General features: G+C 65.0%; 24 protein-coding genes. 22 read left to right on the forward strand and 2 right to left on the reverse strand.

The features are described 5' to 3' along the window. The 17 genes from L0D16_RS01970 (at position 1) to L0D16_RS02050 (ending at position 18,948) form a co-directional block, all read left to right on the forward strand. Positions 1 to 756 (forward strand): RNA methyltransferase, encoded by a 756-nt coding sequence (locus tag L0D16_RS01970; protein WP_243029756.1) that lies wholly within the window; start codon positions 1 to 3, stop codon positions 754 to 756. Further along, a complete protein-coding gene (locus L0D16_RS01975; RefSeq protein WP_243029655.1) occupies positions 749 to 2,296 on the forward strand; it encodes a sensor histidine kinase in 1,548 nt (515 codons plus the stop codon). Before L0D16_RS01970 ends, L0D16_RS01975 begins: the two co-directional genes overlap by 8 nt. A gap of 13 nt (positions 2,297 to 2,309) precedes the next feature. Beyond that, on the forward strand, positions 2,310 to 2,816 hold the full coding sequence (locus L0D16_RS01980; RefSeq protein ID WP_243029656.1) for a low molecular weight protein-tyrosine-phosphatase: 507 nt from the start codon (positions 2,310 to 2,312) through the stop codon (positions 2,814 to 2,816). Continuing rightward, positions 2,779 to 3,567: a fructosamine kinase family protein gene (locus L0D16_RS01985; RefSeq protein ID WP_243029657.1), complete on the forward strand. Its 789-nt coding sequence runs from the start codon at positions 2,779 to 2,781 to the stop codon at positions 3,565 to 3,567. Before L0D16_RS01980 ends, L0D16_RS01985 begins: the two co-directional genes overlap by 38 nt. Further along, positions 3,543 to 4,304 carry a DUF4388 domain-containing protein gene (locus L0D16_RS01990; RefSeq protein ID WP_243029658.1) on the forward strand — a complete coding sequence of 254 codons (762 nt, stop codon included), beginning with the start codon at positions 3,543 to 3,545 and terminating at the stop codon, positions 4,302 to 4,304. Before L0D16_RS01985 ends, L0D16_RS01990 begins: the two co-directional genes overlap by 25 nt. Before the next feature lie 19 nt (positions 4,305 to 4,323). After that, complete coding sequence (locus tag L0D16_RS01995) at positions 4,324 to 5,169, forward strand: pseudouridine-5'-phosphate glycosidase (protein ID WP_243029659.1); 846 nt, start codon at positions 4,324 to 4,326, stop codon at positions 5,167 to 5,169. Between the two features lie 4 nt (positions 5,170 to 5,173). Further along, on the forward strand, positions 5,174 to 6,052 hold the full coding sequence (locus L0D16_RS02000) for a helix-turn-helix domain-containing protein (protein WP_243029660.1): 879 nt from the start codon (positions 5,174 to 5,176) through the stop codon (positions 6,050 to 6,052). 93 nt (positions 6,053 to 6,145) lie between these two features. After that, the gene (rimO, locus tag L0D16_RS02005; protein ID WP_243029661.1) at positions 6,146 to 7,450 is read left to right on the forward strand and encodes a 30S ribosomal protein S12 methylthiotransferase RimO; all 1,305 of its coding nucleotides are present in this window, start codon (positions 6,146 to 6,148) and stop codon (positions 7,448 to 7,450) included. Between the two features lie 12 nt (positions 7,451 to 7,462). Next, complete coding sequence (trkA, locus tag L0D16_RS02010) at positions 7,463 to 8,800, forward strand: Trk system potassium transporter TrkA (protein WP_243029662.1); 1,338 nt, start codon at positions 7,463 to 7,465, stop codon at positions 8,798 to 8,800. Continuing rightward, on the forward strand, positions 8,772 to 10,244 hold the full coding sequence (locus L0D16_RS02015) for a TrkH family potassium uptake protein (RefSeq protein WP_243029663.1): 1,473 nt from the start codon (positions 8,772 to 8,774) through the stop codon (positions 10,242 to 10,244). Before trkA ends, L0D16_RS02015 begins: the two co-directional genes overlap by 29 nt. Positions 10,245 to 10,335: 91 nt before the next feature. Next, positions 10,336 to 12,795, forward strand: coding sequence for an alpha-glucan family phosphorylase (glgP, locus tag L0D16_RS02020; protein ID WP_243029664.1), 2,460 nt, complete (start codon positions 10,336 to 10,338; stop codon positions 12,793 to 12,795). 386 nt (positions 12,796 to 13,181) lie between these two features. Continuing rightward, entirely contained in the window at positions 13,182 to 13,904 is a 723-nt protein-coding gene (locus L0D16_RS02025; RefSeq protein ID WP_279231115.1) for an ABC transporter substrate-binding protein, read from the forward strand. A gap of 55 nt (positions 13,905 to 13,959) precedes the next feature. Further along, positions 13,960 to 14,748 carry an amino acid ABC transporter permease gene (locus L0D16_RS02030; RefSeq protein WP_243029666.1) on the forward strand — a complete coding sequence of 263 codons (789 nt, stop codon included), beginning with the start codon at positions 13,960 to 13,962 and terminating at the stop codon, positions 14,746 to 14,748. Between the two features lie 61 nt (positions 14,749 to 14,809). Further along, positions 14,810 to 15,760, forward strand: coding sequence for a TAXI family TRAP transporter solute-binding subunit (locus L0D16_RS02035; RefSeq protein WP_243029667.1), 951 nt, complete (start codon positions 14,810 to 14,812; stop codon positions 15,758 to 15,760). 55 nt (positions 15,761 to 15,815) lie between these two features. Beyond that, positions 15,816 to 17,786, forward strand: a complete 1,971-nt coding sequence (locus tag L0D16_RS02040) for a TRAP transporter permease (protein WP_243029668.1) — start codon at positions 15,816 to 15,818, stop codon at positions 17,784 to 17,786. After that, on the forward strand, positions 17,783 to 18,526 hold the full coding sequence (locus tag L0D16_RS02045) for an amino acid ABC transporter ATP-binding protein (RefSeq protein WP_279231109.1): 744 nt from the start codon (positions 17,783 to 17,785) through the stop codon (positions 18,524 to 18,526). Before L0D16_RS02040 ends, L0D16_RS02045 begins: the two co-directional genes overlap by 4 nt. 2 nt (positions 18,527 to 18,528) lie before the next feature. Then, positions 18,529 to 18,948: a hypothetical protein gene (locus tag L0D16_RS02050; RefSeq protein WP_243029669.1), complete on the forward strand. Its 420-nt coding sequence runs from the start codon at positions 18,529 to 18,531 to the stop codon at positions 18,946 to 18,948. Here the strand turns inward: L0D16_RS02050 and L0D16_RS02055 are convergent. Then, positions 18,945 to 19,784: a patatin-like phospholipase family protein gene (locus L0D16_RS02055; protein WP_243029670.1), complete on the reverse strand. Its 840-nt coding sequence runs from the start codon at positions 19,782 to 19,784 to the stop codon at positions 18,945 to 18,947. The genes L0D16_RS02050 and L0D16_RS02055 overlap by 4 nt on opposite strands. A gap of 28 nt (positions 19,785 to 19,812) precedes the next feature. Between L0D16_RS02055 and trpC the strand changes: the two genes are divergently transcribed. From trpC to L0D16_RS02080, 5 genes are read left to right on the forward strand one after another with little or no spacing between them, the layout of a single operon-like run. After that, entirely contained in the window at positions 19,813 to 20,580 is a 768-nt protein-coding gene (gene trpC, locus L0D16_RS02060) for an indole-3-glycerol phosphate synthase TrpC (RefSeq protein WP_243029671.1), read from the forward strand. Positions 20,581 to 20,584: 4 nt separating this feature from the next. Then, a complete protein-coding gene (gene hisA / locus L0D16_RS02065; protein WP_243029672.1) occupies positions 20,585 to 21,295 on the forward strand; it encodes a 1-(5-phosphoribosyl)-5-[(5-phosphoribosylamino)methylideneamino]imidazole-4-carboxamide isomerase in 711 nt (236 codons plus the stop codon). A 4-nt stretch (positions 21,296 to 21,299) separates the two neighbouring features. After that, positions 21,300 to 21,614 carry a LapA family protein gene (locus tag L0D16_RS02070; RefSeq protein WP_243029673.1) on the forward strand — a complete coding sequence of 105 codons (315 nt, stop codon included), beginning with the start codon at positions 21,300 to 21,302 and terminating at the stop codon, positions 21,612 to 21,614. Between the two features lie 42 nt (positions 21,615 to 21,656). After that, a complete protein-coding gene (locus tag L0D16_RS02075; RefSeq protein WP_243029674.1) occupies positions 21,657 to 23,672 on the forward strand; it encodes a single-stranded-DNA-specific exonuclease RecJ in 2,016 nt (671 codons plus the stop codon). Then, the gene (locus tag L0D16_RS02080; RefSeq protein WP_243029675.1) at positions 23,665 to 24,228 is read left to right on the forward strand and encodes a DUF6812 domain-containing protein; all 564 of its coding nucleotides are present in this window, start codon (positions 23,665 to 23,667) and stop codon (positions 24,226 to 24,228) included. The genes L0D16_RS02075 and L0D16_RS02080 overlap by 8 nt, the downstream gene beginning before the upstream one ends. Here L0D16_RS02080 and L0D16_RS02085 read toward each other — a convergent pair. After that, positions 24,212 to 26,800 carry a valine--tRNA ligase gene (locus L0D16_RS02085; RefSeq protein WP_243029676.1) on the reverse strand — a complete coding sequence of 863 codons (2,589 nt, stop codon included), beginning with the start codon at positions 26,798 to 26,800 and terminating at the stop codon, positions 24,212 to 24,214. The genes L0D16_RS02080 and L0D16_RS02085 overlap by 17 nt on opposite strands. Positions 26,801 to 26,846 lie beyond the last annotated feature (46 nt).

A 26,846-nucleotide genomic window follows, 5' to 3' on the forward strand; every position in this document is an offset into this window, starting at 1 on the left:
CTGGAACGTGTTCGCATCGTCTTGGTAGAACCCCAGGAGCCCATGAACGTGGGGGCCGTGGCCCGGGCTATGCGCAACTTTGGCCTTTCTCGCCTCTACTTGGTGAACCCAGGCCCCCGGGTAGGCCCTCCTTGGGCCCGGGAGGCCTACTGGTTGGCGGTGCATGCCGAGGAGGTGCTGGACCGGGCGGTGGCGGTGGAAAGCCTTAGGGAGGCCCTCGAGGGGGTGGGTTTTGTGGTGGCCACCACGGGAAGGCCCCGGGAACTGTACCCGGCCCCGGTGGTAACGGCTAAGGAGGTGCCCGTTCACGTGCTCTCTGTGGAGGGGGAGGTGGCCTTGGTCTTCGGTCGGGAAACCTTTGGCCTCACCAACGAAGAGTTGGACCTGGCTCACCTCATCGGCACCATCCCCACCGCCCCCGAGCAACCTTCCCTGAACCTGGCCCAAGCGGTGGTGGTCTTCGCCTACGAGCTTTACCAGGCCTGGGTGCAGGAGGGCGCTTTGGCCTCCAAGGAGGAGCTGGCGGACCTGGCGGCCCTGGAGGGATTTTTTGCGGACCTAGGGCGGTATGTGCTGGAAATCGGCTTCACCGACCAGCACCGCCACCCTTACGCCATGCGGCGCCTGCGCCGCATCTTTCACAAGGCCCGGCTTTCCCCAGGCGAGGTGCAACTTCTTAGGGGGCTTCTGCACCAAAGCCGGTATGCGGTAGCCTCTTCCCGGAAAAAGGAGGGTACGAAGGAAAAGGATGGCTAGCCACAGCCTCTACCGATTGGTGCGCTTGGCCCAGCGGCTTTTGCCGCCCCTGATCGCCGCGGTGGTGGTGGCCTTTGAGCTGGCCCTTTTGCCCTACCGGCACGTGGATAGCCTCTTGTGGTTACGGCTGGGCTTCTACGGCCTGGTGGGCCCCTTGGTCACCTATGCGGTGCTGGAGTGGATTGCCCAGGAAACCCTGGAGAAGGTGCGGGCGGAAAGGGCCTTGGAGGAGGCAAACCGCCGCCTTTTGGCGGCGGGGAGGGTGTTTCGGGAGGCTTTGGAGAGCGAGAACCTGGAGGAAGCGGTCTCCCGGATCGCCCAGGCTTTGGGGGAAACCCTGGGGTATCCCGTGGCCCTGGAGGCCGAGGGGGTCCATGCCGGAGAGGAGTGCGGTGGGGTGCGGGTGGAGCTTCCGGGTTTAAGGGGATACCTGGAGGCCTGCCCTCCGGAGCCGGAAAGGGTGTTTTTGGAGGTGCTGGCCCATGAGGTGGCGGGGGCCTTGCAATCCGTGGTGGCCCGTAGCCGGGACCGGCTCACCCTCTTTGAGGTGGACCAGGCCCTTAAGGCTGAGGCCAATCTGGACCGGCTTCTTGAGGGACTTTTGGAGCGGATTCAGTCCTGGGCGGAGGCGGAGGGGGGTGGGGTTCTTCTCCTGGACGAGGAGGGGTTCTTGGTGCCCCGGGTGGTGCGGGGTCTGGACCTGCCTTCCCATCCTTTTCTGGCGGAGGGGGTTTGGAGGGGAAGCCTCGAGGGCCCGGTATTTGTGGACGACGGAGTCCTGGCCTTGCCCCTCAAGGCCCGGGAAACGGTGGGTGTGCTGGTGCTAAAGGGCCAGGATCTTTCCCGGCGTATCCCCTTCCTGTCCTTCCTGGCCTCCCAGGTGGCCTTGGCGGTGCGCAATGCCCAGGCTTACCTGCGGGCTGAGGAACTGGCCATCAACGAGGAGCGCACCCGCATCGCCCGGGAGATCCACGATGGCATTGCGCAAAGCCTGGCCTTCATGGCCTTAAAGCTGGACTTGGCGGAGAGGCTTTTGCCTAAGGACCAGGAAGCGGCCCTGAAGGCGTTGCACGAGGTGAAGGAAACCCTTAGGGCGCAGATCCGGGAGGTGCGGAGGAGCATCTTCGCCCTTCGCCCCATTGACCTGGAGCGCTATGGCTTCTTGGAATCCGTGCGCCGCTATGCCCAGGCCTTTGCCGAGCAGGCGGGATTCCGGGTGCAGCTTACCCTGCCGGAGGGGATAGGCCTTTCCCAGGCCAGCGAGCTGGTCCTCTTTCGGGTTTTGCAGGAGGCCCTCACCAATGCCGCCAAGCACGGGAAGCCCAGCCGGGTAGAGGTGGAACTCCGTCCCTTGGGGGAGCGGGGGGCCAGGCTGGTGGTGCGGGACAACGGGAAAGGCTTCCAAAACCCGGAGAGCCAGGGGCTTGGTGGTTTTGGCCTCACCCAGATGCGCGAAAGGGTGGAGGCCCGGGGCGGGCGTTTTTTGGTGCGCTCGGAGCCGGGAAAGGGCACGGAGGTGGTGGCGGAGATTCCCTACTGAGGGCCTGCGTATCATGGGAGACATGGACCGTCCCATACGGGTGCTCTTTGTCTGCATGGGGAATATCTGCCGAAGCCCCATGGCGGAGGGGGCTTTCCGCAAGCTCATCCGGGAGCGGGGCCTCGAGGCCCGGTTTGAGGTGGATTCCGCCGGCACAGGGGCTTGGCACGCTGGGGAGCCCATGGATCCCCGGGCACGCCGGGTACTGGAGCGGGAAGGGGCCTACTTCCCCCATGTGGCCCGGCAGATGACCCGGGAGGATGCCCAGCGCTACGACCACATCCTGGTGATGGACCGGGAGAACCTGGCCGAGGTCTTGAGGCGTTTCCCTGAGGCCAGGGATAAGGTGCGCCTCCTCCTGGACCACCTGGGCGGGGGAGAGGTGCCCGACCCCTACTACGGGGACCTGCAGGACTGCCTCGAGGCCTACTGGACCATTGAGGCGGGCGTCCGGGCCTTTCTTGACCATTTGTTGGAGAGAGATGGATCCCAGGGAACTTCTGCGTCGGGCGGGGCTTGAGGCCAAGGGTCCGCCTCAGCCTCTGTATGGCGGGGATATTTCCCGGGTATATCGCTTGGAAGCCTATGTGGTGAAGCTTTCCCCCAACCCTCCTCCCGGCCTCTTTCCCGCGGAGGCCCGGGGGCTTAGGGCTTTGGCCGAGCGGGGGGTGCGGGTGCCGCGGGTCTTCTTTGCGGCGGAGGAGGGGTTGGTCCTGGAATATTTACCGGAGGGTCCTGCTGATTGGGAGGGACTGGCCCGCATGCTGGCGGGGCTGCACCGGCAACGCGAAGCCTTCTACTGGGCCGAAGCGGGATTCTTGGGCACCTTTCCCTTGCCCGGTGGGGAGGGAAAGGAGTGGACGGAGTTCTTCTTCCTGCGGTGCATAGAGCCCCTCCTGAAGGCCACCTGGGATCGCCTGGAGGGCCTGGGTCCGAGGGTGGAAGCCCTCTTCCGCGAGCCCTTGCCCACGGAGGGGCCTGCTCCCCTTCACGGGGATCTTTGGCACGGCAACCTTCGCTTCACCCCAGAGGGGCCCGCCCTTCTGGATCCCTCGTTCTTCGTGGGGGAGCGGGGAGTGGACCTGGCCATGATGCGCCTGTTTGGAGGCTTTCCGCAGGACTTCTGGAGGGCGTACCAGGTCCTTTATCCCCTACCGGAAGAGGTGGAAAGGGCCCTGCCCCGGTACCAGGTCTACTACCTCCTGGCCCATGTGCACTTCTTTGGCAAGGGGTATCTCGGTGCCTTATGGAAGGCGATTTCCGCCTCTTAGGTCCCATGGACTGGTTGCAGCTCCTGGCCCAAGGGGGAAGGACGGGGGTTTTCGTGGTGGAGGCTCAGGGGGGAAGGGGAGAGGTGTACCTGGAGGGGGGCCGGCCGGTCCATGCGGTGTTTGGGGAAAGGGTGGGTCGGGAGGCCTTGTTGGAGGTGCTGGCGTTGAAGGAGGGTCGGTTTCAGTTCCAGCGTGCCGTGCGCCCACCCTTGAGCTCTCTGGAAGGGCCCCTCGAGGTCCATCTCCTGCAGGCCATTCGCCTTTTGGATGAGCGGGTGGAGGTGGGCCCTTTTGACCTAGTGCAGCCCGGTTCCCGGGCCCAGGCGGTCCAGGGTACCCTGGACCCCGTGGAGCTTTCCCTGCTCTTGGCCCTGGAAAGCGGCCAAAGCCCCTTGGATCTGGCTTCCCGGCTGGCTCTTCCCCTGGGGGAGGTCCTGAGGCGCCTGGGCCACCTGGCCCGGTTGCGCCTGGTGGAGGTGTTCCCCCGGGTGCCCCGCACCGCCCGGCTGCGGGTGGCCCTGGGACGCCAAGGGGCGCAGGTGGACGCCTTGCTCCTTTCCGCTTGGCGGGAGCATTACGGCCTCTTCCAGCAGGTGCGGGTAAAGGCCTATAAGGAGGTTCTGCTATCCGTGGAGGGCGTGGGGGGGCTGGGGGTGGAGATCCGGCTTGCGCCCGAGCTTCTCCTCTTCCACGGGCTCAAGGTGGGGGAAGAGGTCCTGGTGTGGCCGGAGGTTTGAGGCGTGGTATCCTTCCCCCATGGCGGAAGCTGTGGTGGCTCTGGAGTCGGCTCTCCTCACCCACGGGTTACCCTACCCCTTGAACCTCCACACCGCTAAAGCCCTGGAGGAGGCGGTGCGCTCCGAAGGGGCCATGCCCAAAACCATTGGCATCGTAAGGGGCGAGGTGCGCGTGGGCCTTTCCCAAGAGGAGATGGAGGCCTTGGCCCAGGGGGGTGCCGAGAAGGCCAGCCTCTGGAACCTTCCTGCCCTCCTGGTCCAGGGAAAGAGCGCCGGGACCACGGTGGCGGCCACGGTGCACCTGGCCCACCGCCATGGGATAGAGGTCTTGGCCACCGGAGGGATCGGCGGGGTGCATCCCGAGCCCTTTGACGAAAGCGCCGATCTTCTGGCCCTTGCCCGTACCCCCATCCTGGTGGTCTCTTCGGGGCCCAAGGCCATCCTGGACCTGAGGGCCACCCTGGAGCGCCTGGAAACCCTGGGGGTTTCCCTGGTGGGTTACCGCACGGACCGGCTGCCGGCCTTTTTTTCTTCGGACTCCCCTTTTCCGGTGCCCACCCGGGTGGAAACCCCCCTCGAGGCCGCCCGGATCCTCCGCAAGTCCCGGGAGCTGGGCCTGGGGGCGGTCCTCCTGGTAAACCCCGTTTCCCAGGGCCTGCCCTACGAGGAGGTGGCCCTTTGGGTGGAGGAGGCCAACCACCAGGCGGCCCGGGAGGGGATCTTCGGCAAGGCCCTTACCCCCTACCTGCTGAGGCGTCTCTCTGAGCTTTCCCATGGGGAGACCGACCGGATCAACGAAAGGCTTCTCGTGGAAAACGCCCGCCTGGCGGCCAGGGCGGCCTTGGCCCTAGCCGCGCTAGAATAGCCTTGTGTGCGAACTGGGGGAAAGGCTTCGCCGGGCCCGGGAGGAAAAGGGGCTTTCCCTAAAGGAGGCGGCCGAGCGGCTGGCCTTAAAGATCAAGGTCTTGGAGGCCCTCGAGGCCTGCCGCTTTGAGGACCTCCCTGAACCCGCCTTGGCCCGGGGCTACCTCCGGCGCTACGCCCTCCTTTTGGGGTTGGACCCCGAGCCCCTCCTGGCCCTCTATCCCGTAACCCCCACCCCTCCGCCCCCACCCCCGCCGGCTTCCCGGCGCCCTTGGCCCTGGCCTCTTCTCTTGGCCTTGGCCCTCTTGGGGGTTTTAGGGTACGGGGCCTACCTGGTCCTGCGCCCTACGCCGGTACAAACGGTAAGCCTGCCGCCCGAGCCGCCTCCAAAATCCCCGGAACGTTTTAGCCTCGAGGTGGCCAGCGAACCCCCAGGGGCCCGGGTGTACCTGGATGGATTCTACCTAGGGCAGACCCCCTTGAAGAGCCCCCCCCTGGAAGGAGGCCGGCGGGTGATCCGGCTGGAAAAGCCCGGGTATGAGCCCTTTCAGGAGGAGGTGGTACTGGACCGTGACCGCGCCCTACGCTACCGGCTTTCCCCCAAGCCCCAGGAGCCTCAGGCTGTACCGGCTCCCGCGCCTTCTTTGGCCCCTTCCGGGAGGCTGGTCCTTCGCCTGGAGGGCCGGAGTTGGCTTAGGGTCACCCAGGGAGATAAGCGGCTTTACGAGGGCATTCCTGAGGTGGGGGCGGAGCTCAGCTTTGACCTGCCGGTGGAGGTGCGCTCGGGGAACCCTGGGGCGGTGCGGGTTTTTCTGGACGGCAAGGACCTGGGCCCCTTGGGGGAGCCGGGAAAGCCCCTCACCCGTCGCTTTGAAGCCCCTTGAGGCCCCTGCTCGCAGGGAGGCTGGAAGGGGGCTATACTGGTCTTTTGGAGCCCCGAAGAGATCCCTTCGGGCTGGGCGGGCTCCTGGAGGTTTATGGCGAAGATCGGCTTTGTGAGCCTGGGCTGCCCCAAGGCCCTGGTGGACTCGGAACAGATCCTTTCCCGGCTGAAAGCCTTGGGTTACGAAACCAGCGCCACCTACGAGGAGGCGGAGCTGGTGGTCGTGAACACCTGTGGCTTCATCACCCCGGCCATTGAGGAGAGCCTCGAGGCCATTGGGGAGGCCTTGCGGGAAAACGGCAGGGTGGTGGTGACGGGGTGCCTGGGGGCCCGGCCTGAGGTGATCCGCAAGAGGCACCCCCAGGTGCTGGAGATCACCGGTCCGGGGGAGGTGGAGCGGGTTTTGCAGGCGGTGCAGGAGGCGTTGCCGGCGTCCCGCAACCCCCTCTTGGACCTGGTCCCGCCCCAGGTGAAGCTCACGCCCCGGCATTACGCCTACCTGAAGCTTTCCGAGGGGTGCGACCACCGCTGTAGCTTCTGCATTATCCCCAAACTCAGGGGGTCGTTGCGCTCCCGCGACGCCGGGGAGGTGTTGGCGGAGGCCGCCCGGCTGGTGGCCACCGGAACCCGGGAGCTCCTCCTCATCGCCCAGGACCTCTCCGCCTATGGGGTGGACATCGGCCACCGGGAAAGCTTCTGGGGCGACCGCTTGGTGAAGGCCGAACTTAAAGACCTCTTGACCCAGATGTCGGAGCTCGGGGCCTGGATCCGCCTGCACTACGTCTACCCCTACCCCCATGTCCGGAACCTCCTTCCGCTTATGGCCGAGGGCAAGGTGCTTCCCTATTTGGATGTTCCCCTTCAGCACGCTTCCGAAAGGATACTGCGCCTCATGCGCCGCCCCGGGGGGTACGAGAGCCACCTTAAGACCTTGAGGGCCTGGCGGGAGGTGGTGCCGGAGCTGGCCATCCGGTCCACCTTCATCGTGGGCTTTCCCGGGGAGACGGAGGAGGACTTCCAAAAGCTTCTGGACTTCCTGGAGGCGGCGGAGCTGGACCGGGTGGGGGTTTTCCCCTACTCCCCGGTGGAGGGTGCCGAGGCCAACACCTTGCCCAACCCCGTGCCCGAGGAGGTGAAGGAGGAAAGGAAGGCGCGCCTTTTGGAGCTCCAGGCCAGGATCAGCCTAAGGAAGAACCAAGGCTTCGTGGGCCAGACCCTCGAGGTCCTGGTGGACGAGCTTCCGGAGCCGGGCTTGGCCGTGGGCCGGAGCTACCGGGACTCCCCGGGTATTGACGGGTTGGTCTACGTGGAAACGGACGGCATGGCCCGGGTGGGGGAGAGGATCCAGGTTCGGATTACCCGGGCCGACACCTACGACCTTTACGGGATCCAGGTTTAGGATAGGGGCGGTATGTACATCGTCATCGCCGGGGGCGGGGAGGTAGGCGGGGAGCTGGCCCGCACCCTGGAAAAAGCCCATGAGGTGGTGGTTCTGGACCGCAACCCTCAGGCCAAAGAGCGCTTTGCCCATCTGGACGTAAAGGTGGTGGTGGGCGGGGCCACGGACCCGGACGCCCTTAGGGAGGCGGGGGTGGACCGGGCCGACCTCTTCATCGCCAGCACGGATTCCGACGAGGTGAACCTGCTGGCCTCCCTTCTGGCCAAGGGCCTGGGGGCCAAGGAGACCCTCTGCTTTGTGGGCAAGGGAGGGTATGTGGAGGTGCTCACCGACCCCCGTACCGCCGAGATCCTGGGTACCCGCATTGACAAGGTCCTCTGGCCGCAAAGGGCCATGGCCCGGGAGATCGTGGAGGTGATCCTGGTCCCCGGGGCGGTGGATACCGAGGTGCTGGCGGAGGGACGGCTCCGCTTTGTGGAGTACCGGGTGAAGGAGGGTGGCCCTTACGCCCACCGGCTTCTCGCTGAGCTCCCCTGGCCCGAGGGGGTCTTGGTGGTGGGGGTGGTGCGGGAGGGGGCTTTTTGGAGCTTTGCCCACCCCGAGTACCCCGAGGTCATCCTGGAGCCTGGGGACAAAATCCTCTTCGTCACCACCTTACGGGCTTTCCCCGAGCTGGAGGCCTGTTTCGCCACGGGGCGGGGGGTGCGGAGGGTGATGGTCATCGGTGGGGGCAACGTGGGCTTCATGGTGGCCCAGGAGCTTTTAAGGCGGCGCCTGGAGGTGGTGATCATCGAGCCCAACCGCGAGCGGTGCGAATGGCTTTCCCAGGAGCTTCCCGGCGCCCTCACCATCCAGGGGGACGGTACCGATCTAGAGCTCTTGGAGGCGGAGGGGTTACAGGAAGCCGATGCGGTGGTGGCGGTGACCGACAACGACGAGAAGAACCTCTTGGCTTCCTTGCTGGCCAAGCAGCTTGGGGTAGGCAAGGTGATCACCCGGGTGTCCCGCTCGGAAACCCGCAGGCTCTTTGAGCAGGTGGGCATAGACCTGCCCCTGACCCCCCGCCAGGCGGCGGTGCGGGCGGTTTTGGACTACCTGGGGCCGGAAAACGTGGAGCATGTGTCCACCATGGACGAGAACATTGAGCTCTTAGAGGTGGAGCTTCCGGAAACCTTCAGGCCCAGGTACCTGCGGGCTTTGGCCACGTCCCAGGTGGCCCCGGTGGCCCTGGAGCGCGACCATCGGGTGATGCTCTACCGCGAGGACCTCGAGGCCCTTCCCAACGACCGACTCTTTTTGGTGGTGGCCCGGGAGGTGGCGGATGAAGCCGTGGCCCGCATCGTCGGCTAGGCAAGGGTTTCGCTCCAGCCTGTACCTCCTGGGCTTAACGTATCAGGGTCTCGGCCTTCTCATGCTGGCCTTTGCCCTCTTGGCCCTGGGCTGGGAGGAGGACGCCAAGGGGTTTCTCCTGGGGGCGGTGCTGGGGATAGGGTTGGGCAAGGCCCTGCAGGGGGTGGGGCATCCCCAGGCCCAACCGCCCCGGGCCGAGGTCTTTGCCGCCGTGGCCCTGTTGTGGCTGATGGTGCCTGCCCTGGGGGCCATACCCTACTGGATCTCTGGGGGGCTGGGCTACCTGGATGCTCTTTTTGAGGCTTTTTCCGGCTTCACCACCACCGGGGCCACGGTGCTTGCGGATTTTGGGCAGTTTGGCCAAAGCCTCTTTCTTTGGCGGAGCTTTACCCAATGGATGGGGGGCATCGGCATCGTGGTGCTCTTCTTGGGCGTCTTTCCCCAGCTTCAAGTGGCGGGCCGCCAGGCCTTCTTCGCCGAGAGCACGGGGGTGGAGAAGGAGAGGCTCACCCCCAGGCTTCGCCACACCGCCCAGGCGGTCTTGCGGGTGTACCTGACCCTTACCGCTTTGGCCTTCTTGGCCTACTGGTGGGCGGGCATACCCCTCTTTGAGGCCTTGGCCAACGCCCTCACCACCATCCCAGCGGGGGGGTTCAGCCCCAACCCGCAAAGCTTTGCCACCTACCCCCTCCTTGCCCAGTGGCTGGGTAGCTTCTTCATGTTCTTGGCGGGGGTGAACTTCCTGCTGCAGTACCGCCTTTTCTTCGGCCGGGAGGTCAAGCCCCTCCTCAAGGATGCGGAGTTCCGGGCCTATGTGTTGCTGGTGTTCCTGGCGGGCTCGCTCCTATCCCTTTACCTGTACACCCACCACATGTACGGCCTCGAGGCCAGCCTCCGCCACGCCTTCTTTCAGGTGATCTCCATCATCACCACCACCGGCTTCGCCAGCGTGGACTTTGCCCAGTGGGTGGTACCGGCCCAGGCCATCCTGGTGATCCTGATGTTCGTGGGGGGAAGTGCCGGCTCGGGGGCGGGAGGCATCAAGGTGGTGCGCTGGCTTCTCCTCTTCGGCCTTCTCCGGCGAGAGATCACCCGCACCCTTCACCCCAGGGCGGTCCTTCCCCTGCGCCTGGGCCACCGGGTGGTTTCCGAGGAGGCCTTGTGGCAGGTTTCCGTGTTCATTTTCCTTTACACCCTTCTCTTTGGTTTCGGTACCCTGACCCTGGCGCTTTTGGAAGGGGATTTTGTGAAGGCTTTTACCGCCAGTGCCCAGGCCATCGGCAACATCGGCCCAGGGCTAGGTTCGGTGGGGCCTATGGGTTCCTATGCTGAGCTTCACCCCCTTTCCAAACTGATTCTGATCCTGCAGATGTGGGCGGGCCGGATTGAGATCCTGCCGGTGGTGCTCCTCTTTAGCCCGGAACTATGGCGGCGCTTGCGCTAAGCGGGGAAGGCCTGCTGCCTGGAATGGGGCCGTTGTGCTTCCATAAGGGGGGCGTTTGGAGCCTCGAGGAGCAGCGGGTATAATCCCCTTTGTGAAGGTACTGGGACACCTTACCGCCATGCCCGAGCTTCCCGAGGCCCTTAAGGGTTTAAGGAAGCTGGCCTATAACCTTTGGTGGAGCTGGAACCCGGAGGCAGCCGAACTCTTTCAGGAGATAAACCCCCAGCTTTGGAAGCGCTTCCGTGGGAACCCGGTCAAGCTTCTTCTGGAAGTGGACCCGTCCCGTTTGGAGGTTCTCACCGCCACCAGTTACCCAGCCCGGGTCCAGGCGGTGGTGGCGGCCTTGGAAGGCTATCTAAAGGATCGGGAGCGGAAGGAAGGGCCGCTAGTGGCCTACTTCTCGGCAGAGTATGGGTTTCATAGCTCCTTGCCCATCTACTCCGGGGGGCTTGGGGTCCTGGCGGGGGACCACATCAAGGCGGCCAGCGACCTGGGCTTGAACTTGGTGGGAGTAGGGATTTTCTACCACGAGGGCTACTTCCACCAGCGCCTGTCCCCGGAGGGGGTCCAGGTGGAGGTTTACGAAACCCTCCACCCAGAGGAGCTTCCCCTTTCGCCTGTGCAGGATCAGGAGGGCCACCCCGTGAGGGTGGGGCTGGAGTTCCCGGGCCGCACCGTATGGCTCGGGGCCTATCGGGTGCAGGTGGGGGCGGTACCGGTCTACCTTCTCACCGCAAATCTGCCCGAAAATACTCCCGAAGACCGGGCCATCACCGCCAGGCTCTATGCGCCAGGCCTGGAGACGCGCATCCAGCAGGAAATGGTTTTGGGCATTGGGGGAGTGAGGCTTCTTAGGGCCTTGGGGCTTAACCCCCAGGTCTTCCACATGAACGAGGGGCACTCCGCCTTTTTGGGGCTGGAGCGGATACGGGAACTAGTGGCCGAGGGGCATCCCTTTCCCGTGGCCCTAGAGCTGGCCAAAGCGGGAGCCCTTTTCACCACCCACACCCCCGTGCCTGCGGGCCATGATACCTTCCCCTTGGATCTTGTGGGCCGTTACCTGCATGGCTTTTGGGAAAGCATGGGCACGGACTGGGAGGGGTTTGTGGCCTTGGGTCTGGAGGAGAAGCCCTGGGGCAAGGTCTTTTCCATGTCCAATCTGGCCCTTCGCACCAGCGCCCAGGCGGGAGGGGTTTCCCGCCTCCACGGGGAGGTTTCCCGGGAGATGTTCCACCATCTATGGCCGGGGCTATTACGGGAGGAGGTGCCCATTGGCCATATCACCAACGGGGTCCATACCTGGACCTTCCTCCACCCCAGGCTTCGCCGCCACTACGCCGAGGTCTTCGGCCCGGATTGGCTAAGGCGGCCCGAGGACCCAGCCACCTGGAAGGTGGAGGGATTGGGGGAGGAGTTTTGGCGCATCCACCGGGACCTCCGGGCGGATTTGGTGCGCGAGGTGCGCCTGCGCCTTTACGAGCAACGGCGTAGAAATGGGGAAAGCCCAGGCCGTCTACGCCAGGCGGAACGGGTTTTGGATCCGGAGGCGCTTACCGTGGGTTTTGCCCGGCGGTTTGCCACGTACAAGCGGGCGGTTCTCCTTTTCAAGGACCCGGAGAGGCTTCTAAAGCTTCTTCAAGGCCCTTATCCCGTACAGTTTGTCTTTGCGGGGAAGGCCCACCCCAAGGACGAGCCCGGTAAGGCTTACCTTCAGGAGCTGGTGGCCAGGATCAAGGAGTACGGCCTCGAGGACCGCATGGTGGTCCTGGAGGATTACGACATGTACCTGGCCCGGGTCTTGGTGCACGGCTCGGACGTCTGGCTTAACACCCCCCGCCGGCCCATGGAGGCCTCGGGCACCAGCGGGATGAAGGCCGCCTTGAACGGGGTCTTGAACCTGAGCGTCCTGGATGGCTGGTGGGCCGAGGCCTATAACGGCAAGAACGGCTTTGCCATCGGCGATGATCGGGTTTACGAGAACGAGGAGGCCCAGGACATGGCGGACGCCCAGGCCCTGTATGACGTGCTGGAGGGCGAGGTCCTCCCCCTTTTCTACGCTAAGGGTCCTGAGGGCTACTCCTCGGGGTGGCTTTCCATGGTCCACGAGAGCCTGCGCACCGTGGGCCCCCGCTTCAGCGCCGCCCGCATGGTGGGGGAGTACCTGAGGCTATACCGCCAGGGCCAGGTCTGGGCGGAGAGCGCACGGGGCCATGAGAGGGTGCTTCAAGCCTTTCATCGGGCATTTCCCGCCTTCTATACCCTGGGCCTCAGGGCCGAGGCCCCGGGGGACCTAACCCTAAACGGCGAGCCCGTGCAGGTGTGGGCCTATGTGGAGGGGGAGATTCCCGAGGCCCTAAGACCTTTTTTGGAGGTCCAGCTGGTGGTGCGCCGTTCAGGGGGTGGGCTGGAGCTGGTTCCCATGACCCAAGGGGAGGGAGGAAGGTACGCGGTTTCCTACCGGCCCTCGCGCCCAGGAAGTTATGCCTATGGGGTGAGGTTGGCCCTTAGGCATCCCATCACCGGTCGGGTGGAGTGGGTGCGCTGGGCCTAACGGCGCATGGGTAAAAAGGGGCCTCGAGGCAACCGAGGCCCCTTGGCCGTGGCCTCTTTTACCTCTCGGGGAGGGTTTGCAGGTAGGCAAGGAGGTCTTGCGGTTGGGACCGGAGGAAAAGAACCCAGGCGTGACCAGGTCGCCAGGCGGGCCGTTGAGGATCGTGTGGCAGGTCTCCTGGGGATTGGCCTTCGCCAGAGTGCCCGCGTTCTGGGGCGAGGAAGTTGATGGTCCGGCTGTCTTGACCATGGCCGGAGGCGCATACCCGGCAAGGCGCTTGTCTCTTTGCTTGACCCTCGAGGCCTAGCCGGTATAATCAGCCCGTGTTACAAGGGAGGTGGGGCGTGAAAAGGTGGCTTTTGGTGCTTGGGGTACTGGGTCTGGCCATGGGCTTGGCCCAGGTGCGCACCCTGGACCAGATTAAGCGTTCGGGGGAGATCCGCATCGGTACGGAAGGAGAGTTTCCTCCTTTCAACTACTTTGACCAGAAAAACCAGCTCACCGGTTTTGAGATTGACCTGGGGAACGCCCTTGCCAAGAGATTGGGGCTAAAGCCCGTTTGGATTACCCAGGCCTTTGATAGCCTTCTCATTCAGCTGAACCAAGGGCGGTTTGACTTCGTCATAGCCTCCCACGGCATCACCGAGGAGCGGGCCAAGGCCGTGGACTTCACCAATCCCCATTACTGCACGGGCGGGGTTATCGTGAGCAAGAGGGGTGGGCCAAAGACGGCCAAGGACCTCCAGGGCAAGGTGGTGGGGGTGCAGATCGGCACCACCTACATGGAGGCGGCCCAGAAAATATCCGGCGTCAAGCAGGTGCGCACCTACCAGAAGGACCCCGATGCCCTGCAGGACCTATTGGCTGGCCGCCTGGATGCCTGGATCACCGACCGCTTTGTGGCCAAGGAGGCCATCAAGGAGCGCAAGCTGGAAAACACCCTCCAGGTGGGGGAGCTGGTCTTCCAGGAAAGGGTGGCCATGGCGGTGGCCAAGGGCAACAAGAGCCTGCTGCAGGCCCTTAACCAAGCCCTTGCCGACCTGATGAAGGACGGCACCTACGCCCAGATCAGCAAGAAGTGGTTCGGGGAGGACGTGCGCTGCAAGTAGGCCTCGTCTGGGCCCGGGGTAGCGGGAGGCCCTGGGCCCTTTTCCTGCCGTGAAGATGCCATCTTGGTTGCGGATCCTCTCGTTCCTGGGGCTCCTCCTCGGGGGGTATTTTGCTTTGTTTGCCCTTTTGGGCGTGGCCTTGGAGCGTTATTTCCTCCTCATGGGGTTTGGTCCCGAGCGGGCTGCCTCCGCGGGCGCGGCCATGGCCCTGGGGGCGGAGATCACCCTAAAGCTCACCTTTATCTCCAGCTTGGCGGGGCTGGTCATCGGTGTGTTTGCCGGGATGTTCCGCCTCTCTCGCCGCCCCTGGGTGCAGCTTCCCGCCAGCTTCTACATCTGGGTCACCCGCGGCACACCCCTTTTGGTGCAGATCCTCTTCGCCTACAATGCCTTGCCCCTTTTGCTTCAGCCCCTCTGGCCCGCGGCCCAGCAGGTTCTCACCCCTTACTGGGCGGCTTTCATCGCCCTTTCCTTCAACGTGGGGGCCTACAACGCCGAGGTGGTGCGGGCGGGGATCCAGGCCATCCCCAAGGGGCAGTGGGAGGCGGCCTGGTCCTTGGGGCTTACCCCAGCGGACACCATGCGCTTTGTGATCTTGCCCCAGGCCTTGCGCATCGTGGTGCCCCCTTTGGTGAACAACGTGGTGGCCCTTCTCAAGGACTCTTCCCTGGCCAGCGTGATCGCCCTCACCGAGCTAGCCCTTTCCGGGCAGCGCATCATCTCCGCCACCTTCCGGCCGGTGGAGGTGTACCTGGCGGTGGCCGCCATTTATCTGCTCCTCACCACCATCCTTACCTTTTTTACCAACCTCCTGGAGAAACGCCTCCAGGTGGCCACGCGTTAGGGCTTGCGGCCCGGGGGAAGGTGTGGGTATACTGCCTTGGGCGTTAAGGAGGTGTGGGTTTATGCGGACACGGAACCTGTTGTTGGCAGGGTTAGCCTTTCTGGGTCTGGGCCTAGCCCAGGAGTTTATCACCATTGGCTCGGGTGCCACCACGGGGGTCTACTTCCCCGTGGCCACGGGCATGGCCAAGCTGGTGAACGATGCGGGCGTGGGCATCCGGGCCAATGCCCGTTCCACTGGCGGAAGCGTGGCCAACATCAACGCCATCGCCGCCGGGGAGTTTGAGATGGCCTTGGCCCAGAACGACATCGCCTACTACGCCTACCAAGGGTGTTGCATCACGGCCTTTGACGGCAAGCCGGTGAAGGGCATCCGGGCCTTGGCAGCCCTCTACCCCGAGGTGGTGCATATCGTGGCCCGGGCGGATGCGGGCATCCGCACCGTGGCCGACCTCAAGGGCAAGCGGGTGGTGGTGGGCGACGTGGGCTCGGGCACCGAGCAGAACGCCCGGCAGATCCTCGAGGCCTACGGCCTCCGCTTTGAGGACCTGGGCCAGGCTATCCGGGTGAGCGCCACCCAGGGCATCCAGCTCATGCAGGATAAGCGGGCGGATGCCCTCTTCTACACCGTGGGCCTGGGGGCTAGCGCCATCCAGCAACTGGCCCTCACCACCCCCATCACCCTGGTGGCGGTGGACCTGGCCAAGGTGCAGGCCCTTGCCAAGAAGTACCCCTTCTACGTGGGCTTCAACATTCCCGGGGGGACCTACAAAGGGGTGGACGTGACCACGCCCACGGTGGCGGTGCAGGCTATGCTGATCGCTTCGGAGAAACTCTCCGCGGATACCGTGTACGCGTTCATGAAGGCGGTCTTCGGGAACCAGGAGGCTTTCAAGAAGATTCACCCCAACCTGGAGCGTTTCTTCAGCCTCCAGAGGGCGGCGAAGGGTCTTCCCATTCCCTTGCATCCGGGGGCGGAGCGCTTCTACAAGGAGATTGGGGTCCTCAAGTAGGCGCTTGGCTAGACCCTGGGGGCCCCGCCTGGGGCCCCTTTTGCCTGGAGGAAACATGGACCACGCTTCGTTGCTGGTGGAGGAAAGCGAGCTGGGGGGGCGGAGGCCCAAGGGAGGTAGCCGGTACCTCCTCTTCGGCCTGGGAGTCATCTGGAGCCTTTTCCAGCTTTGGGCCACCGAGCTGGGTACCCTGGACCCCATACGGCTCAGGGCGGTCCACCTAGCCTTTGCCCTGGCCTTAGCCTTTCTCGCTTACCCGGGGAGGCGGGGTCCGAGGGATCGCATTCCCCTGCTGGATTGGGTCCTGGCCCTTCTTGGGGTGGTGGGGGCCCTCTACGTGGTCTGGGATTACTACGGCATCACCCAGCTCAGGGGGGGCATCCCCAGCCACCGGGATGTCTACCTGGGGACCCTAACCCTTCTGGTCCTCTTTCTGGCCGCCTGGAGGGTGGTGGGGCCGGCTTTGCCCATCATCGCCTCGGTGTTTGTCCTTTACGCCCTTACCGGGCCCAAGGGGCTTCTGCCCTTTACCCTTCCTCCCTGGCTCCAGCTCCATGCGGGCAGCCAGTGGGGCCAGCTCATGGGGCAGCTTTACACCACCGCCGAGGGCATCTGGGGGGTGCCCTTGGGGGTTTCCGCCACCTTTGTCTTCCTTTTCGTCCTGTTTGGGGCCCTTTTGGAGAAGGCGGGGGCGGGGCACTTTTTCATACAGGTGGCCTATGCCCTTTTGGGCCACTTCCGTGGGGGGCCGGCCAAGGCGGCGGTGGTGGCCAGCGCCCTCACGGGGGTGGTTTCGGGAAGCTCGGTTTCCAACGTGGTCACCACCGGGACCTTCACCATCCCGCTGATGAAGCGGGTGGGCTACCCGCCGGAGAAGGCGGGGGCGGTGGAGGTGGCCAGCTCCTCCAACGGCCAGCTGATGCCCCCGGTGATGGGGGCGGCCGCCTTCATCATGGCGGAGTTTTTGGGGATCCCCTATAGCCAGCTGATCCTCATCGCCTTGATCCCCGCGGTGTTGGCCTACGCCACCTTGTTCATCACCGTGCACCTCGAGGCCCTTCACCTGGGCTTGAAGGGGGTGCCGCGTTCGGAGCTTCCTCCCGTGGGCCCCATTCTGCGTTCGGGTTTCCACTACCTGTTGCCCCTGGTCTACCTGATCTACGCCCTGGTGGGCTTGCGCCTTACCCCCGAGCGGGCAGCCCTGAACACCGTCTTTTTCATGCTGCTTCTCATCCTTCTCCAGGAGGTGTGGCGGGCCCGGAGGAGTGGGGTGGGCTTGGGCTTTGGCCTGGTGCGGGGTGGGAGGCTCATCCTGGAGGGCCTCGAGGCGGGGGCCAGGGGCATGGTGGGCATCGCCTTGGCCACGGCCAGCGCCGGGGTCATCGTGGGCATCGTCACCATGACCGGGATTGGCTTTGGCCTCACGGACATTGTGGAGCGCCTTTCGGGGGGCAACCTTATCCTGGTCCTGATCCTGGCCCAGATCACCAGCCTCCTCCTGGGCATGGGCCTTCCCACCACCGCCAACTACATCGTCATGGCCTCCTTGGTGGTGCCGGTGGTGCTCCAGCTGGCGGAGAAGGCCGGGTATGCGGTGCCTCCCGTGGCCGCCCACATGTTCGTCTTTTACTTCGGTATCATGGCCGACTCCACCCCTCCCGTGGCCTTGGCCGCCTATGCCGCCAGCGCCATCGCCAAGTCGGATTTCTGGAAAACGGCGGTCCAGGGTTTCGTGTATGAGCTTCGCACCGCCCTTCTCGCCTACATGTTCTTCTTCAGCCCCAAGCTCCTCCTCATCGGGGTGGAAAGCCTGGGAGAGGGGGTGGGGATCGTCCTTTCCGCCCTTTTGGGCATGACCGCTTTCAGCGCCAGCCTGGTGGGCTTCCTGCACAAGCGCACCACCCTCCTGGAGAGGGCCCTTCTCATGGCGGCGGCCCTCACCCTGGTGGTGCCCGGCCTCCTTACGGATGCCCTAGGCCTGGCGCTCTTCCTCCTGGTCTACGCCATGCAGCGGGTGAGAAAATGAAGGCGGTGGACCCCATCATCCGCATCCACAACCTGCACAAGTGGTTCGGCCCCCTGCACGTGCTCAAGGGCATCCACCTGGAGGTGGCCCCTGGGGAGAGGCTGGTGATCATCGGGCCCTCGGGCTCGGGGAAGAGCACCCTGATCCGGTGCATCAACCGCCTGGAGGACTTCCAGGAGGGGGAGGTGGTGGTGGACGGGCTCAATGTGAAGGACGAAAGGGCCCTGAGGCAGGTGCGGCGGGAGGTGGGGATGGTCTTCCAGCAGTTCAACCTCTTCCCCCACCTGACGGTGTTGGAGAACATCACCCTGGCCCCCATGCGGGTGCGGGGGTGGCCGAGGGAGAAGGCGGAGGGCAAGGCCTGGGAACTCCTGGAGCGGGTGGGGATTCGGGACCAGGCCAGGAAGAACCCGGCCCAACTTTCCGGGGGCCAGCAGCAGCGGGTGGCCATTGCCCGGGCCTTGGCCATGGAGCCCAAGGTGATGCTGTTTGACGAGCCCACCAGCGCCCTGGACCCGGAGATGGTGGGGGAGGTGCTGGACGTGATGCGGGACCTGGCCCGCGGGGGTATGACCATGCTGGTGGTGACCCACGAGATGGGCTTTGCCCGGGAGGTGGCGGACCGGGTGATCTTCATGGACGGGGGCCAGATCGTGGAGGAGGGGAGGCCGGAGGAGATCTTCACCCAGCCCAAGGAGGGGAGGACCCGGGCCTTCCTGGAGCGGGTGCTCCACCACTAGCCATGCCTGGTCCTAGGCTTGGCCAGGCCCTTTGGGAGGCCTTACGGGCCCTGCAAGACCCCAAGGCACCCCCGGCCTTGCGGTTAAGGGGACTAAGGCTCTATGCGGGATTTCTCCTCTCCCTTCAAGGGCTCTTGCTCCTCTTTCTGGCCTGGGTGCTTCCCCGGGCGGCGCACCCCTTTCTGTGGGCCTTGGCCCTAGGGGGAGGCGCATGGCTTCTGGCCCAGGCCCAGGGGACCTTGGCACAGGAGGAGCCCTTGGCTCCCTTGGTGGCCGTGGGTTTGGGGGCCGCCCTTTTCTTTTTCCTGGGGGTGATGGGCCTTCTTCTTTGGCCTGGGGGCTCCCTGCTTTGGGGATTGGGGATGGCGGGCTTCGCCTACCTCTGGCGCCGGGCCGCCTTAGCCTTAACCCAGGGGGGCTAAGGCCGGACCCTGAGGGCGAGGGCCAGGTCTTTTAGGCGAATCTGGGCTAAGGCGCGGATTTCCCTTAGGCGTTCCTGGGCCCGCTTCCTGCCAAGCTCATAGACCAAGGGGATTTTTTCGTGGTCAAAGGTGTCAATGGTCATGGGGGGATTGAGGGCCAGGACCAGGTCGGCCTCTCGCAGGGCCCGGTCCTTCAGCCGTCTGCGGCTGGCCTCGCCGGCAAGGAGGGCGGCTTCCAAGGCGGTCTTAGGGCCTTCCTGGGGTGGGGGGTTGGATACGTCCACGGCCACCACCTTGGGAAAGAGGGCCTTGGCCGCCCCTACGGGCACCTTCTCGGCCACATCCCCGTCCACCAAAAGCCTGCCGTCCCAGGTTACCGGGGGAAAGAGGCCGGGTATGGCCATGCTGGCCAGGACGGCCCTCCACACGGGTCCCTTGCGGAGGACGATGGCCTCCCCGGTGAGGAGATCCGCCGCTTGGATGGCCAGGGGGATGGGGCTATCCTCGAGGCGGGCTTCCCCAAAGAGGCGCTGCAATCCTAGGGCGATTTTCTCCGTGGCAAAGAGATGGGGGTGCCGTAAGGCGGCAAAAAGCCTGGCCAGGGTACGGAGGTTACCCCCTTGCCGGAGCCCGGCGATCTCCTGGTCCAAGATGGCCTCGTGCACCTTCCAGGGGTCCTTGTGGCCAAAGGCATAGGCGGCAGCGGCCAAGGCGCCCGCAGAGCTTCCCGCGAGCCCCCGGATGGGGATTCTGGCCTCCTTCAACACCGCCAGCACTCCCAGGTGGGCGTACCCGCGGACACCGCCGCCCCCCAAGGCCAAGGCCACACCGCGCATCCCTTATCTATACTCTATAGTGGTCGGTATGCGGCCGGATGTGGATCGCATGGGTGGGGTACTGGGGGCCATCGCCCGCAGGCGGGCCGAGGAGGTAGTGCCCCGCCCCCTTCCCCCTTTTCCCGAAACCCTGCCCTCCTTCCGTGAGGCCCTTCTCCAGCCAGGGCTTTCCGTCATCGCCGAGGTGAAGAAGGCGAGCCCTTCGCAAGGAGCCATTAGGGAGATAGACCCCGCCGAGGCGGCCCAAGCCTACGCCCGGGGTGGGGCCAGGGCCATCAGCGTCCTTACGGAGCCCCACCGCTTTGGGGGTAGCCTCGAGGACCTTCTTAGGGTCCGCCAGGCGGTGGACCTACCCCTCCTGCGCAAGGACTTCGTGGTGGACCCCTTCATGCTGGAGGAGGCCCGGGCCTATGGGGCAAGCGCCGTGCTGCTCATCGTGGCCCTTTTGCGGGAGCTCACCGGGGTCTACCTGGAGGAGGCCAGGCGGCTTGGCCTGGAGGCCCTGGTGGAGGTGCACACGGAAGAGGAGCTGGAGCTGGCCCTCGAGGCGGGGGCCAGTATCGTGGGCATCAACAACCGCAACCTCACCACCTTGGAGATTGACCTGGCCACGGCCCCGAGGCTCGGCCGTTTAGCCCGGAGGAGGGGGTTTAGTGGGGTTTTGGTGGCGGAGTCGGGGTATTCCCGCAAGGCGGAGCTGAAGGCTTTGGAAGGGCTTTTTGATGCCGTTCTCATCGGCACCAGCCTGATGCGAAGCCCCAGCTTGGAGGAAGCCCTAAGGGCGCTGGTAGGATAGCCCCATGCTGCTGATTCCCGCCGTGGACCTGAAGGGAGGCAAGGCGGTGCGCCTCTACGAGGGGGACCCTGAACGAGAGACCCAGTACGGGGACCCGGTGGCCGCCGCCTTGCGCTGGCAGGAGGAAGGGGCTAGGCTTCTCCACCTGGTGGACCTGGACCGGGCCCTGGGGAGGGGGGATAACCTCGAGGCCCTTCGCCGCATTGCCGAAGCCCTCCGTATCCCCTTCCAAGTGGGGGGTGGAATCCGATCCTTGGAGGCCTTGCGGGAGATTCTCGCCCTGGGCGCTTCCCGGGTGGTGGTGGGTACGGTGGCGGTAAAGGACCCTGCCCTTTTGCAGGCCATGCTGGAGGCGGTGGGTCCTGCCAGGTTGGTGGTGGCCTTGGATGCCCGGGGCCTCGAGGTGGTGGTTTCGGGTTGGCTGGAGGCGGCCTCCCTTTCCGCCCTGGACCTCCTTAGGCGTTGGGAAGCCATGGGGGTGCGCACGGTGATCTACACCGATGTGCGGCGGGATGGGACGCTGAAGGGCCTGGACCTGGAGGTGGTGGCCCGGGTACGGGAGGCTTGGCCCCACGAGCTCATTGCGGGCGGGGGCATTGCGGGCCCGGAGGACCTTTTAGACCTAAAGCGCCTCGGGGTGGAAGGCGCCCTTTTGGGCAAAGCCCTCTACGAGGGGCGGGTGCGCCTAACCGACTACAAGGAAGGGGTAATCTAAGGCCATGAAGCTGGCGAACTGGGTTTTCCTTCTGGCCACCTTGGGGGTGGCGGGCGCGGGGCTTTACCTGTACCTGGCCTTTCCCTTCCTGGAGGTGCCCACGCCCTGGGGACCCTGGCCCCTTTACTATCTTCTTCCGGGGGCCTATGCCCTGGGCGTGTTGGTGGGGGGAGTTTATGCCCTTGCCCTTTGGCTAGGGGGCGTGGGGGAGAGGCGCGCCCTTCTAAGGGAGGTGCGGCGGCTTCAGGGGGAGATCAACGCCTTAAAGCGGGAACGCATAGAGGAGATTCCCAAAATCCCCGATCGGGAAGAGGTATAGCCAGCTCCGCGCTGCGGGGCTAGAGGAAGGAGGCCTAGTGGTATGAAGGATCGGGTGCGCTGGCATCTTCTTCCCCTGCCGCCTGTGAGGGAGTGGCGGGAGTTGATGGGGGCTTTGGGGGTGGGGCCTGAGGCCGCCTTGGCCTACTGGCACCGGGGCGTGCGCCGGCCGGAGGACCTGCAACCCAGCTTGGGCCTTCTTCCCCTGCGGGGCCTGTCGGAGGCGGTGGAGCTTCTCCTGGGGGCGCTAAAGGAGAAAAAGCGTATTCGTGTCCATGGGGACTACGACGCCGACGGGCTGACGGGAACCGCCATCCTGGTGCGGGGCCTCAGGGCCTTGGGGGCGGAGGTCCACCCCTTCATCCCCCATCGCCTCGAGGAGGGGTATGGCATTCATCCCGCCCGTATACCGGAGCACCGGGAAGCGGCGGACGTTTTCCTGACGGTGGACTGCGGTATCGCCAACCACGCCGAGCTTCGGGAGCTTGTGGAAAACGGGGTGGAGGTTCTGGTGACCGACCACCACACGCCCCGCGATACCCCTCCTCCGGGCCTGATCCTCCATCCCGCCTACACCCCGGAACTTAAGGAGCACCCCACGGGAGCGGGGGTGGCCTTTTTGCTCCTTTGGGCCCTCCATGAAAGGTTGGGCCTGCCCCCACCCCTGGAGTACGCCGATCTGGCGGCGGTGGGCACCATCGCCGACGTGGCCCCCCTTTGGGGGTGGAACCGGGCTTTGGTGCGGGAAGGGCTTGCCCGCCTGAGGGAGTCCTCCATCCTTGGGCTTCGCCTGTTGGCGGAAAGCGTGGGCTACACGGGGAAAGCGGTGGAGGTGGCCTTCCGCATCGCTCCCCGCATCAATGCGGCAAGCCGCCTGGGGGAGGCGGAGAAGGCCCTCAGTCTTCTCCTCACCGAGGATGAGGAGGAGGCCAGGGGCTTGGTGGAGGAGCTCCATCGGCTGAACGCCCGCCGCCAGGCCATAGAGGAGGAGATGCTCAGAAGGCTCCTCCCCCAGGCGGACCCCCAGGCCAAGGCCGTTGTCCTCCACGACCCCGAGGGCCACCCGGGGGTGATGGGCATCGTGGCCAGCCGTATCCTCGAGGCCACCTTGCGCCCCGTCTTCATCGTGGCCAAAGGGAAGGGCACGGTGCGGAGCCTTCCGCCCCTCAGCGCCGTGGAGGCCCTAAGGAGTGCCGAGGACCTCCTTTTGCGCTTTGGCGGCCACCGGGAAGCCGCCGGGTTTGCCTTGGACGAGGCCTGCTTCCCTGCCTTTAGGAAACGGATTGAGGCCTTTGCCGCCTCCTTTCCCGACCCCGTGCGGGAAGTGCCTCTTGTAGGGCTTTTGCCCCCTTTGGCGTCCCTTCCGGACCTTTACCAGGCCTTGTTAGCCTTAGAGCCCTTTGGGGAAGGGAATCCCGAGCCCCTCTTCCTCCTCCAAGGCTCCCCGGAGGAGGCCCGCTCCCTGGGGGAGGGGAAGCACCTCGCCTTCCGCCTGCAGGGGGTTAGGGTGGTGGCCTGGCGCATGGGGGAGCGGGTGGATTCCCTTCCCCCTGAACTGGAGGCGGCGGTGTTGCTCCTGGAAAACCGCTGGAACGGCACCCTGTCCTATGAGGCCCAAGCCCTGGACTTCCGGGAACCGGGGGATCTGGAAGGCGGAATACCCCCCTTTGCCTATCCCATCCCCTTGCGGGAGGCTTTGGCCAGGGCCCAGGCGGGGGAGGGGGTTTATGTGCCCGAGGATAACCTCGAGGGGCTGGAGTACGCAAAAAAGGCGGGGTTCCGTTTGCTGCTCCCCGAGGAGGCCTCCCTTTGGCTAGGCCTGCCGCCTTTTCCCGTGGAGAAGTCCCCCGTTTACGTGGCCTTAGGAGGGGCCACACAGAGGCGACTCGCCGCTTGGCCTATCCTGGAAACCCCAGAGGACCGGCTCAGGGCCTCCGTGGGGCAGAGGCTGCTCTTCGCCTACGGGAGGAAGCACGCCCCTCTTTTCAGCGAGGCCCTTTTGGCCTACTGGGCGGTGGGGCAGAGGCTTCCCTCTGAAGAGGGGGTGAAGGGTGTATAAACAACCTCGGGAAGTACATGAGGCCAGGATCTACACCCAGGCCTACCGGGTCTACGGGCTCATCCACCTGATGCCCGGGGCGGGTACCGCCGACCTCCTGAACCAGGAAAGGCTCTATCTTCCCGTCACCGGGGCTCTCATCTACACCCCAGGCTATGCCCACCCCCCGGAGGCCAAGGACCTTAAGGCCAGCACGGGTTTTCTGGCCCTGCGGAAGGAGCGGATCCTGTGGGTGGTGGGTGGCAAACCCAGCGAACCCCGCACCAGCCCCAGCCTATTGGAAAGGCGGAAGCTCGCCTTCCTCTACGGGGACTACCTCCTTGCGGGCGATCTTCTGCTTCCCCGAGGGGTGCGGCTTTCCGACCACCTTTCCCAGGCCAAACCCTTCCAAACCCTCCTCGAGGCCAAGCTTTACGCCCTTACCCCCAATAAGCCCATCCTGGACCTGGAGCCGCTGGAAAGCTTTCCCTTCGTGACCCTAAACCTGCGCCTGGCCGAGGCGGTGGCCGAGGCCCCCGGGGAAGCCCGGGATCCCCGGCTCACCCTATTTGGCTGAGGGCTTCCCGGATCCGCTCCATCTGGGCCAGGTTTTCCCTAAGCCTTGCCTCTTCCGCCTCCACCACCTCCCTGGGAGCCTTTTCCCGGAACCCCGGGGCGTCAAGCTTTTTCTGGCTCCTTTCCGTCAGGGCAAGGAGTTCTTGCAGGCGCTTTTCCTGCCGGCGCTTCCACTCCTCCACATCCAAGAGGCCTTCTAGGGGCATGCGCACCGTCACCTTAGGCATGGCCTTCACCAGGGCTTTCCCAGGACGGTTTTCCAGGAGCTCAGCCCGGGATAGAAAGCGGAACACCTCTAGGTTATCCCAAAGGGGTGCGGCCTCTCCTTCCACGAACACCCGCACCTCCTGGGCCAAGGGAAGCCCGGCTTCGGCCTTTAGGGCCCGCACCGCGGTCACCGCCTGTTTCAGGGCTTCAAACCGGGCCTCGGCCTCCTGGTCCGTGGCCTCAGCCTGGGGCCAGGCCTCCAAGGCCAGCTCCTCCTTGCCCGTAAGGGCCTGGTAGAGCTCGCTGGTGAGGAAGGGCATGATGGGATGGAGAAGCTTGAGGAGGGTGGCGAGGGTTTCCTCGAGGGTGCGTAAGGTAAAGGCATTCCCTGCCTTAAGGGCCGGTTTGCTGGCCTCCAGGTACCAATCGCAGAACTCGCTCCAGACCAGCTCGTACACCTCCCGGGCCGCCTGGGCCAGGTCCAGGCCCTCGTAAAGGGCGGTGATCTCCCGCACACCCCGGCCTAGGCGGCTTTGCATCCAACGGTCCGCCAGGGTAGGGGTGTCGGTTTGCCCTTGGAAGGATTCCCGGCTTAGGAGGACGAAACGGGCGGCATTGTAGAGCTTGTTGGCGAAGTTCCTGGCCATCTCCAGCCACCGGAGGTCCAGCCGGATGTCCTGGCCCCCCGTGGCCAGGTAGGTGAGGGCGAAGCGCAGGGCATCGGCCCCATAGCGCTCCACCATCTCCAAGGGGTCTATCACGTTCCCCTTGGACTTGGACATCTTCTGGCCCTTTTCATCCAGCACTAGGCCGTGGAGGAGCACGGTCTTAAAGGGCCGTTCCCCCCGGAAGTGGTAACCGGATACCTCCATCCGGCTCACCCAGAGGAAAAGAATGTCGTAGCCCGTCACCAGGACATCGCCCGGATAGAAGGCCTTGAGGTCCTCCGTCTCCTCCGGCCAGCCCAGGGTGGAAAGGGGCCAGAGGGCCGAGGAAAACCAGGTGTCAAATACGTCCTCGTCCCGCTGGAGGTTAGGGCTTCCGCAGGTTTCGCAGGTGCTGGGGTCTTCCAGGTAGCGCTCAGGGCGGGGGACGTTAACGGCACCGCAATCCTGGCAGTACCAGGCGGGGATCTGGTGCCCCCACCAAAGCTGGCGGGAGATGTTCCAGTCCCGCACGTTTCTCAGCCAGTCCAGGTTGACCTTTTTCCAGCGCTCGGGAACAAAGGCGATCTCATCCCGCTCCAGGCCGCGGATGACCTTTTCCGCCAGGGGCCTCATGGACAGCCACCACTGGGGGAAGATGGCGTACTCCAAGGGGGTGCCGCAGCGGGAGCAGGTGGCCATCTGGATGGTGTACTCCTCCTCCTTGAGGAGGTGGCCTGCCTCCCGGAAAAGTTCCACCGCCTTTTTCCGGGCCGCAAACCGGTCCAGGCCCCGGAGGGCCTCCGGCACCCTTTCCCCTTCCATCCGGCCTTCCAGGTTGATGACGGAAACCGCCTTCAGTCCGTGCCGCTCGCCGATCTCGTAGTCCAAGGGGTCGTGGGCGGGGGTGACCTTAAGGGCCCCGGTGCCGAACTCCCGCTCCACGGCGCTGTCGGCCAAAATGGGTATCCAGATGTCCGTGAGGGGGATGCGGGCCCTTTTGCCGATGAGGTGCCGGTAGCGCTCGTCCTCGGGGTGGACGGCGATGGCCTGGTCGGCGAAGACCGTTTCCGGCCTAACGGTGGCGATGGCGATGCGTTCGCCACCCTCCACCTCGTAGGCCAGGGTGTAGAGCTGGCCCGGGGTGGGTTCGGTTTCCACCTCCAGGTCCGAAAGGGTGGTTTCGCACCGGGGGCACCAGTTCACCAGGCGGGGGGCGCGGTAGGCCAGCCCCTCGTGGTAGTAGCGGCTAAAGGCATAGCGCACCGCCTTGGAGCGGGCCTCGTCCATGGTAAAGGCCTCCCGGCTCCAATCGGCGCTGGCCCCCAGGCGCTTGAGTTGCTTCAGGATGGTTCCCCCGGACTCCTCCTTCCATTCCCAGACCCGCTTCAAGAAGGCTTCCCGGCCCAGCTGGTGCCGGGTCTTCCCCTCCTTAAGCAGGAGCCTTTCCACCACCACCTGGGTGGCGATGCCCGCATGGTCGGTGCCCGGTAGCCAGACGGCCTCATAGCCCTGCATGCGCTTATAGCGGATGAGGGCATCCTGCAGGGAGTTGTCCAAGGCATGGCCCATGTGCAGGCTACCCGTAACGTTGGGAGGAGGCATGAAGATGACAAAGGGCGTTTTGCCGCTTTTGGGGTTGGCCACAAAGGGGTTGTTCGCCCACTTCTCCGCCCACTTGGGTTCCACGGTTTTGGGGTCGTAGGCCTTGGGTAGGTCCATGCTGTGGGATAGTTTACCCAAGCCGGGAAGGGTTTGGGATGCGGGG

Source organism: Thermus altitudinis (assembly GCF_022760835.1).
Classification (GTDB): domain Bacteria; phylum Deinococcota; class Deinococci; order Deinococcales; family Thermaceae; genus Thermus; species Thermus altitudinis.

What these genes read in the sequence shown, in the direction of transcription:
- L0D16_RS01975 (WP_243029655.1), top strand. Translation starts at nt 749, where the DNA reads ATGGCTAGCCACAGCCTCTACCGATTGGTGCGCTTGGCCCAGCGGCTT.
- L0D16_RS01980 (WP_243029656.1), top strand. Translation starts at nt 2,310, where the DNA reads ATGGGAGACATGGACCGTCCCATACGGGTGCTCTTTGTCTGCATGGGG.
- L0D16_RS01985 (WP_243029657.1), top strand. Translation starts at nt 2,779, where the DNA reads ATGGATCCCAGGGAACTTCTGCGTCGGGCGGGGCTTGAGGCCAAGGGT.
- L0D16_RS01990 (WP_243029658.1), top strand. Translation starts at nt 3,543, where the DNA reads ATGGAAGGCGATTTCCGCCTCTTAGGTCCCATGGACTGGTTGCAGCTC.
- L0D16_RS01995 (WP_243029659.1), top strand. Translation starts at nt 4,324, where the DNA reads ATGGCGGAAGCTGTGGTGGCTCTGGAGTCGGCTCTCCTCACCCACGGG.
- rimO (WP_243029661.1), top strand. Translation starts at nt 6,146, where the DNA reads ATGGCGAAGATCGGCTTTGTGAGCCTGGGCTGCCCCAAGGCCCTGGTG.
- trkA (WP_243029662.1), top strand. Translation starts at nt 7,463, where the DNA reads ATGTACATCGTCATCGCCGGGGGCGGGGAGGTAGGCGGGGAGCTGGCC.
- L0D16_RS02015 (WP_243029663.1), top strand. Translation starts at nt 8,772, where the DNA reads ATGAAGCCGTGGCCCGCATCGTCGGCTAGGCAAGGGTTTCGCTCCAGC.
- L0D16_RS02025 (WP_279231115.1), top strand. Translation starts at nt 13,182, where the DNA reads ATGGGCTTGGCCCAGGTGCGCACCCTGGACCAGATTAAGCGTTCGGGG.
- L0D16_RS02030 (WP_243029666.1), top strand. Translation starts at nt 13,960, where the DNA reads ATGCCATCTTGGTTGCGGATCCTCTCGTTCCTGGGGCTCCTCCTCGGG.
- L0D16_RS02035 (WP_243029667.1), top strand. Translation starts at nt 14,810, where the DNA reads ATGCGGACACGGAACCTGTTGTTGGCAGGGTTAGCCTTTCTGGGTCTG.
- L0D16_RS02040 (WP_243029668.1), top strand. Translation starts at nt 15,816, where the DNA reads ATGGACCACGCTTCGTTGCTGGTGGAGGAAAGCGAGCTGGGGGGGCGG.
- L0D16_RS02045 (WP_279231109.1), top strand. Translation starts at nt 17,783, where the DNA reads ATGAAGGCGGTGGACCCCATCATCCGCATCCACAACCTGCACAAGTGG.
- L0D16_RS02050 (WP_243029669.1), top strand. Translation starts at nt 18,529, where the DNA reads ATGCCTGGTCCTAGGCTTGGCCAGGCCCTTTGGGAGGCCTTACGGGCC.
- L0D16_RS02055 (WP_243029670.1), bottom strand. Translation starts at nt 19,784, where the DNA reads ATGCGCGGTGTGGCCTTGGCCTTGGGGGGCGGCGGTGTCCGCGGGTAC.
- trpC (WP_243029671.1), top strand. Translation starts at nt 19,813, where the DNA reads ATGCGGCCGGATGTGGATCGCATGGGTGGGGTACTGGGGGCCATCGCC.
- hisA (WP_243029672.1), top strand. Translation starts at nt 20,585, where the DNA reads ATGCTGCTGATTCCCGCCGTGGACCTGAAGGGAGGCAAGGCGGTGCGC.
- L0D16_RS02070 (WP_243029673.1), top strand. Translation starts at nt 21,300, where the DNA reads ATGAAGCTGGCGAACTGGGTTTTCCTTCTGGCCACCTTGGGGGTGGCG.
- L0D16_RS02075 (WP_243029674.1), top strand. Translation starts at nt 21,657, where the DNA reads ATGAAGGATCGGGTGCGCTGGCATCTTCTTCCCCTGCCGCCTGTGAGG.
- L0D16_RS02085 (WP_243029676.1), bottom strand. Translation starts at nt 26,800, where the DNA reads ATGGACCTACCCAAGGCCTACGACCCCAAAACCGTGGAACCCAAGTGG.